Below are 7,033 nucleotides of genomic sequence, written 5' to 3'. Positions count from 1 at the left end.
AAAACCGATCCTCCCGATGGACCGCACCCTGCTCCCCCACCGCCGCGACCACCGCCCCACCCCCCAACAACTACCCCACCTGCGCGCCGGGGGGGGGGGGCGCCCCAAAGGACCCCAACCACCCACCCCCGCACCCTCCCCCCTCACATCCCCGCCCCTCCTCACCCCTACTTCTTCGCTGGCGAGCAACGGGCGGGCGGGTGGGCGCAAAAACCCCAACCACCCCACCCCCCGCACCGCCATCACCCGCCGCCGCGCCCCCTCCCTCGCCCCTCTCCCCCAACCCCCCAACCCCCAACCCCCACCCAACGCAAAGGACTGCGGCCCACCCTCCCGACCGCAGCCCTTCACCACCTACCACCGCCCACCGGCGGACCAACCCGACCTACAGCACCCGCGTCATCGTCCGATGCGGAATCCCCGCGTCGTCGTACTCAGGCCCTTCCGCCGCATACCCGAGCCGCTCGTAGAAGCCCAACGCCCGCACCTGCGCATGAAGTTCGAGCTCCTTCGCGCCGCGCTCGCGCCCGAGTTCCTCCACAGCCCGCACCAGCCGCACACCCAGACCGGTGCCACGGGCCTCACGAACCACAGCGAGCCGCCCCAGCAGCACCCGGTCCTGGACGCCCTCGGTGAGCCCGAGCGCCTCCGCCCCCGAGATCAGCCGCGCGGTGCCCAGCGCAGCGCCGTCCTCCCCGACCGCCAGCAGGTGCACCGATGTCGCGTCGTACTCGTCGTACTCCAGCTCCGCAGGAATCTCCTGCTCCTCGACGAACACCGCCCGCCGCACCGCCCACACCGCCGCGAGGTCCTCCTCGTCGGCGGCGACCCGGATGACGACGGCCATCTCAGCTCTCCGCCGCGATGACGTCCAGCGCGTGCTGCAGGTCGTCGGGGTAGGCGGAGGTGAACTCGACCCAGCGCCCGTCCTCGGGGTGTTCGAAGCCGAGCGAGACGGCGTGCAGCCACTGCCGGGTCAGGCCGAGCCGCTTGGCGAGCGTCGGGTCCGCACCGTAGGTGAGGTCGCCGACGCAGGGGTGGCGCAGCGCGGACATGTGGACCCGGATCTGGTGGGTGCGGCCGGTCTCCAGCTTGATGTCCAGCAGGGAGGCGGCGCGGTAGGCCTCGATCAGGTCGTAGTGGGTGACGGACGGCTTGCCGTCCCGGGTCACCGCCCACTTCCAGTCGCTGCTGGGGTGCCGGCCGATCGGCGCGTCCACGGTGCCGGACAGCGGGTCGGGGTGGCCCTGGACCAGCGCGTTGTACTTCTTCTCGGTGACTCGGTCGTGGAACTGCCGCTTCAGGTCGGTGTAGGCGCGCTCGGACTTGGCGACCACCATGATCCCGGAGGTGCCGACGTCGAGGCGGTGCACGACGCCCTGGCGCTCGGCGGCGCCCGAGGTGGAGATGCGGTAGCCGGCGGCGGCCAGGCCGCCGATGACGGTGGGGCCGGTCCAGCCGGGGCTGGGGTGCGCGGCGACGCCGACGGGCTTGTCGATGACGACCACGTGGTCGTCGTCGTGGATGATCCGCATGCCCTCGACCGCTTCGGCGACGATCTGGACCGGCGCGGCGGGGGCGGGGATCTCGACCTCCAGCCAGGACCCGGCGGTGACCCGGTCCGACTTCCCGGCGACCGCGCCGTCCAGGCTGACCTTGCCGTCGGCGGCGAGTTCGGCGGCCTTGGTGCGGGAGAACCCGAACATCCGGGCCAGGGCGGCGTCCAGCCGCTCACCCTCCAGGCCGTCGGGTACGGGGAGGCTACGGGTCTGCGCTGCGATACTCACCCACCCGAGTATGCCCGACCCGCACCTGCCCGACGTCCGCCAGTGGGGGCCTCAGGCCTTGGACTCCCCGTCCTCACCCTCGCCCGCGGTCTTCTCCTCGGCCGAAGCGGCCGGAGCTCCGTGCGTGGTCCCGTCCGGGTTGGTGCCGCGGAACGACAGCAGCACGACCAGGATCCCACCGCACACGATCGCCGAATCCGCGAGGTTGAAGACCGCGAAGTGCTGGACCGAGATGAAGTCGACCACGTGTCCGCGGAACGCGGACGGCGAGCGGAACAGCCGGTCGGTGAGGTTGCCGAACGCGCCGCCGAGCAGCAGGCCGAGGGCGATCGCCCAGGGCAGGCTGTACAGGCGTCGCGCGATCCGCCAGATCACCACGATGACGCCGGTGGCGATGGCGGTGAACAGCACGGTCAGCGCCTGTCCTATGCCGAACGCGGCGCCGCCGTTGCGGATCACCTGGAGGGTCATCCAGTCGCCGATCACCTGGATCGGCGCGGTGTGGTCCTCCAGCTTGGCGACGACCAGCAGCTTGGATCCGAGGTCGATCAGATAAGCGAGCACCGCGACGACCAGCAGCACGCTGATCCGGCGACGGCGGACCACCGCACGGCCGCCTTCGGCAGCGGTCGCGCCACCCCCGGCCCGGCGCTCCTCGCCCCGCCGTTCCTCGGGCGCGGCAGGGCTCACCCGCTCACCCGCCTCGGCGGAGGCGGAGGGGGTGCCGGGGACGGCGTCGTCCTGGGTCTGGTGGGAACCTGGCGTGCTGATGATCCGCTCCGCTGCCGTGGGATATTCCGGTCGACCTTACGGGGACGAGAGTACGACACCCGTCGGCCCGTTGGCCGCCCTGTGGGGCAATGCGCCGCGCGGGGGGCGGCCGAGGCGCAGCCGGCGGTCAGCGACGTTCCTGCTTCGCCTTGCAGCTGACGCAGAGGGTGGCGCGCGGGAAGGCCTGCAGGCGGGCCTTGCCGACGGGCTGGCCGCAGGACTCGCACAGGCCGAAGCCGGTGCCTTCGAGGCGGGCCAGCGCGCGTTCGGTCTGGGCGAGGCTGTCGCGCGCGTTGTTGGCGAGCGACAGCTCGCTCTCCCGGTTGATGTTCTTGGTGCCGGCGTCGACCTGGTCGTCGCCCGCGCCGTCGTTGGAGTCCCGCATCAGGCCGGCGATGGCGGCCTCGGAGGCCTCGATCTCGGCGCGCAGCCGCAGCAGGTCGGACGCCAGTTCGTCGTGGAGCTCGGCGACCTCGGCGGCCGTCCACGGCTCTTCGCCGGACCGGACCGGCAGCTCGGCCGGGTCCACCGCCTCGGCGCCGCGCGCGCCGGAGCCGGCCGGCACGTGGGTGCGGCTGCTGGCCGCGGTGTGTCCGGTGGTGCCGGTCTTTCGCCGCGCAGTACTCACGGTCCCCTCCCCAGGGTCGCTCGCCACGGCCTTGCGCGACCTCGCGGTCACGGTTCCTGTCGCCTTCTCAGCCATGGCTTTCGACCTCATTCACGAATGATCAGAAGCGTCGGTTCCCGACGATCTTGCCGGTCCCGGAACGATAAACCTCATCGAATCGCCCCACAACGGGACATACCGAAGCGTTTCTTCGATCCCACCCACCCAGCCTCCGTCAGTCCCGGCGCTGCACAAGTTGTGCCCAGAACGCCTCCGGCTAACCACCCGGGCCCCGGCTCACGGGTGCGCGAAACGGCTTGCGGGGGCCGATACACTGGGCCGTGCAAGGCGCAGATGGGACGAGTACCGACGTACGCAGCCATGAGCGACCCGGGGACGGTGCGAGCCCGGGGGTGTGCACGGCGGGAAGATCACCCCGGAGCCGCCGGAAGAACGGCCCGGTCAGGGCCTACTAGACCCGGCAGCAAACCCAAAGAGAGGGCCGCAGCGCGCGCGGTCAAGGAGGGTGGTACCGCGGGGCGGCTCGCCGTCTCGTCCCTCCGTCGGAGCCAGTCCACGCATCCGCCGGAGGTAGACGCACCCCATGTCGCCCACCTACAACACCGTTCCCGCGCAGGTCGACCTGCCCGCGCTCGAGCACCAGATCCTTTCCTTCTGGCGGGACCAGAAGGTCTTCCAGCGCAGCCTGGAGCAGTCCGAGGGCCGCCCCGAATGGGTGTTCTACGAGGGCCCGCCCACCGCCAACGGCATGCCGGGCGCGCACCACATCGAGGCCCGCGTCTTCAAGGACGTCTTCCCGCGCTTCCGCACCATGAAGGGCTACCACGTGGCCCGCAAGGCCGGCTGGGACTGCCACGGCCTGCCGGTGGAGCTCGCGGTGGAGAAGGAGCTGGGCTTCTCCGGCAAGCCGGACATCGAGAAGTACGGCATCGCCGAGTTCAACGCCAAGTGCCGCGAGTCGGTCACCCGGCACACCGACGCCTTCGCCGAGCTCACCGAGCGGATGGGCTACTGGGTCGACATGGACCAGGCCTACCGCACCATGGACCCGTCCTACATCGAGTCGGTCTGGTGGTCGCTCCAGCAGATCTTCGACAAGGGCCTGCTGGTCCAGGACCACCGCGTCGCCCCGTGGTGCCCGCGCTGCGGCACCGGCCTGTCGGACCACGAGCTGGCCCAGGGCTACGAGACCGTGGTCGACCCGTCGGTGTTCGTGCGCTTCCCGCTCACCTCCGGCCCGCTGGCCGGCACCGCCGCCCTGCTGGTGTGGACCACCACCCCGTGGACCCTGGTCTCCAACACCGCCGCCGCCGTCCACCCGGAGGTGACCTACGTGGTCGCCACCGACGGCAACGAGCGCCTGGTGGTCGCCGAGCCGCTGGTCGCCAAGGCCCTCGGCGAGGGCTGGGAGCCCACCGGCGAGTCCTTCACCGGCGCCGAGATGGAGCGCTGGGCCTACCAGCGCCCGTTCGAGCTGGTCGAGATCCCGGACGCCCACTACGTGCTGACGGCCGACTACGTCACCACCGAGGACGGCACCGGCATCGTCCACCAGTCGCCCGCTTTCGGCGCCGACGACCTCGCGACCTGCCGCCGCTACGGCCTGCCCGTGGTCAACCCGGTGGAGAGCGACGGCACCTTCGCCGCGGACGTCCCGCTGATCGGCGGGGTGTTCTTCAAGAAGGCCGACGAAACCCTGGTCGCCGATCTGTCGGCCCGCGGCCTGCTGTTCCGTCACCTGCCGTACGAGCACAGCTACCCGCACTGCTGGCGCTGCCACACCGCGCTGCTGTACTACGCGCAGCCGTCCTGGTACATCCGGACCACCGCCGTCAAGGACGCGATGATCCGCGAGAACGAGGCCACCAACTGGTACCCGGAGACGGTCAAGCACGGCCGCTTCGGCGACTGGCTGAACAACAACATCGACTGGGCGCTGTCCCGCAACCGCTACTGGGGCACCCCGCTGCCGATCTGGCGCTGCACGGACGACCACCTGACCTGCGTCGGCTCGCTCGCCCAGCTCTCCGAGCTGACCGGCACCGACCAGTCCGGCCTCGACCCGCACCGCCCGTTCATCGACGAGGTCACCTTCCCCTGCCCGCAGTGCTCCACCACCGCGGTCCGGGTGCCCGAGGTGATCGACGCCTGGTACGACTCGGGCTCCATGCCGTTCGCGCAGTACGGCTACCCGTACCGCAACAAGGAGCTGTTCGAGCAGCGTTACCCGGCGCAGTTCATCTCCGAGGCGATCGACCAGACCCGCGGCTGGTTCTACACACTGATGGCCGTCGGCACCCTGGTGTTCGACAAGAACAGCTACGAGAACGTCGTCTGCCTGGGCCACATCCTGGCCGAGGACGGCCGCAAGATGTCCAAGCACCTGGGCAACATCCTGCAGCCGATCCCGCTGATGGACCAGCACGGAGCCGACGCGATCCGCTGGTTCATGGCCGCCGGCGGCTCCCCCTGGTCGGCCCGCCGGGTCGGCCACGGAACGATCCAGGAAGTGGTCCGCAAGACCCTCCTCACCTACTGGAACACCGTCGCCTTCCAGGCCCTGTACGCCCGCACCGCCGGCTGGGCCCCCTCCGCGAACGACCCGTCCGCTGCCGAGCGCCCGCAGCTGGACCGCTGGATGCTGTCCGAACTGCACACCCTGGTGCGCGAGGTGGACGCCTCCTACGAGGCGTACGACACCCAGCGGGCCGGCAAGCTGCTGTCCGGCTTCGTCGACGACCTCTCCAACTGGTACGTCCGCCGCGGCCGCCGCCGCTTCTGGCAGGGCGACGCAGCCGCGCTCGCCACCCTGCACGAGGCGCTGGAGACCGTCACCCGCCTGATGGCCCCGCTGACCCCGTTCATCACCGAGCGGGTCTGGCAGGACCTGGTCGTCCCGGTCACCCCGGACGCCCCGCTCTCCGTCCACCTCAGCAGCTGGCCGGTCGCCGACGAGGCGCTCATCGACACCGAGCTCTCCAAGCACATGGCACTGGTCCGCCGCCTGGTCGAACTCGGCCGCGCCACCCGCGCCGAGAGCGGCGTGAAGACCCGCCAGCCGCTGTCCCGCGCGCTGATCGCCGCCCAGGGCTGGGAAGAGCTCCCCGCCGACCTGCGCGCCCAGATCGCCGAGGAACTCAACGTCTCCACCCTGGAGTCGCTGGCCGAGGTCGGAGGCTCCCTCGTCGACACCTCCGCCAAGGCCAACTTCCGCGCCCTCGGCAAGCGTTTCGGCAAGGGCGTCCAGGACGTCGCCAAGGCGGTCGCCGCCGCCGACGCCGCGCGCCTCGCCGCGGAACTGCGCGCCACCGGCCAGACCTCGGTCGAACTGAACGGCGAGACGGTGGCCCTCTCCCCCGACGAGGTCATCATCACCGAGACCCCGCGCGAGGGTTGGGCCGTCGCCAACGAGTCCGGCGCGACCGTCGCCCTCGACCTGGCGATCACCCCCGAGCTCAAGCGCCTCGGCGTGGTCCGCGACGCGATCCGGCAGATCCAGGAGGCCCGCAAGAACTCCGGCCTCGACGTCGCCGACCGCATCCACCTCCAGCTCGCCACCACCGACGAGGACACCCTCGCCGCCCTGACCGAGCACCAGTCCCTGGTCGCCGCCGAGGTCCTGGCCGAATCCCTCGGCCTCACCATCACCGACCCCGACGCCCCCCGTTTCTCCGACGAAAGCCTCGCCCTGGAGTTCACCCTCCGCAAGGCATAAAGCACCGACAGGGGCGCGTGGGGGTACCTCCCGGCCCGCTAGGTGTATTGACCACAAGCGTTGTTGACGGTGCAGGGCTTGATCAAAGTGAAGACCTCCGGTGTGGTGGAGGTGTCTAGGCTCCACACCACA

5 protein-coding genes are annotated in these 7,033 nt (G+C 71.0%); 1 reads left to right on the top strand and 4 read right to left on the bottom strand.

The features are described 5' to 3' along the window. Positions 1-385 precede the first annotated feature (385 nt). From ACFV18_RS32770 to ACFV18_RS32755, 4 genes are all read right to left on the bottom strand, one after another. A complete protein-coding gene (locus tag ACFV18_RS32770) occupies positions 386-847 on the bottom strand; it encodes a GNAT family N-acetyltransferase (protein WP_380488961.1) in 462 nt (153 codons plus the stop codon). Between the two features lies 1 nt (position 848). Next, entirely contained in the window at positions 849-1,787 is a 939-nt protein-coding gene (locus ACFV18_RS32765; protein ID WP_380488960.1) for an RluA family pseudouridine synthase, read from the bottom strand. A gap of 51 nt (positions 1,788-1,838) precedes the next feature. Further along, positions 1,839-2,561: a signal peptidase II gene (lspA, locus tag ACFV18_RS32760; protein ID WP_380488962.1), complete on the bottom strand. Its 723-nt coding sequence runs from the start codon at positions 2,559-2,561 to the stop codon at positions 1,839-1,841. A gap of 124 nt (positions 2,562-2,685) precedes the next feature. Continuing rightward, positions 2,686-3,186, bottom strand: coding sequence for a TraR/DksA family transcriptional regulator (locus tag ACFV18_RS32755; RefSeq protein WP_380488959.1), 501 nt, complete (start codon positions 3,184-3,186; stop codon positions 2,686-2,688). A gap of 583 nt (positions 3,187-3,769) precedes the next feature. Between ACFV18_RS32755 and ileS the strand changes: the two genes are divergently transcribed. After that, positions 3,770-6,901, top strand: coding sequence for an isoleucine--tRNA ligase (gene ileS / locus ACFV18_RS32750; RefSeq protein WP_380488958.1), 3,132 nt, complete (start codon positions 3,770-3,772; stop codon positions 6,899-6,901). Positions 6,902-7,033: the final 132 nt, after the last annotated feature.

Source organism: Kitasatospora sp. NPDC059673 (assembly GCF_042734215.1).
Taxonomy (GTDB): domain Bacteria; phylum Actinomycetota; class Actinomycetes; order Streptomycetales; family Streptomycetaceae; genus Kitasatospora.
The sequence above is the reverse complement of the archived record's forward strand: the minus strand, read 5'-3'. Positions and strand labels throughout refer to the sequence as shown.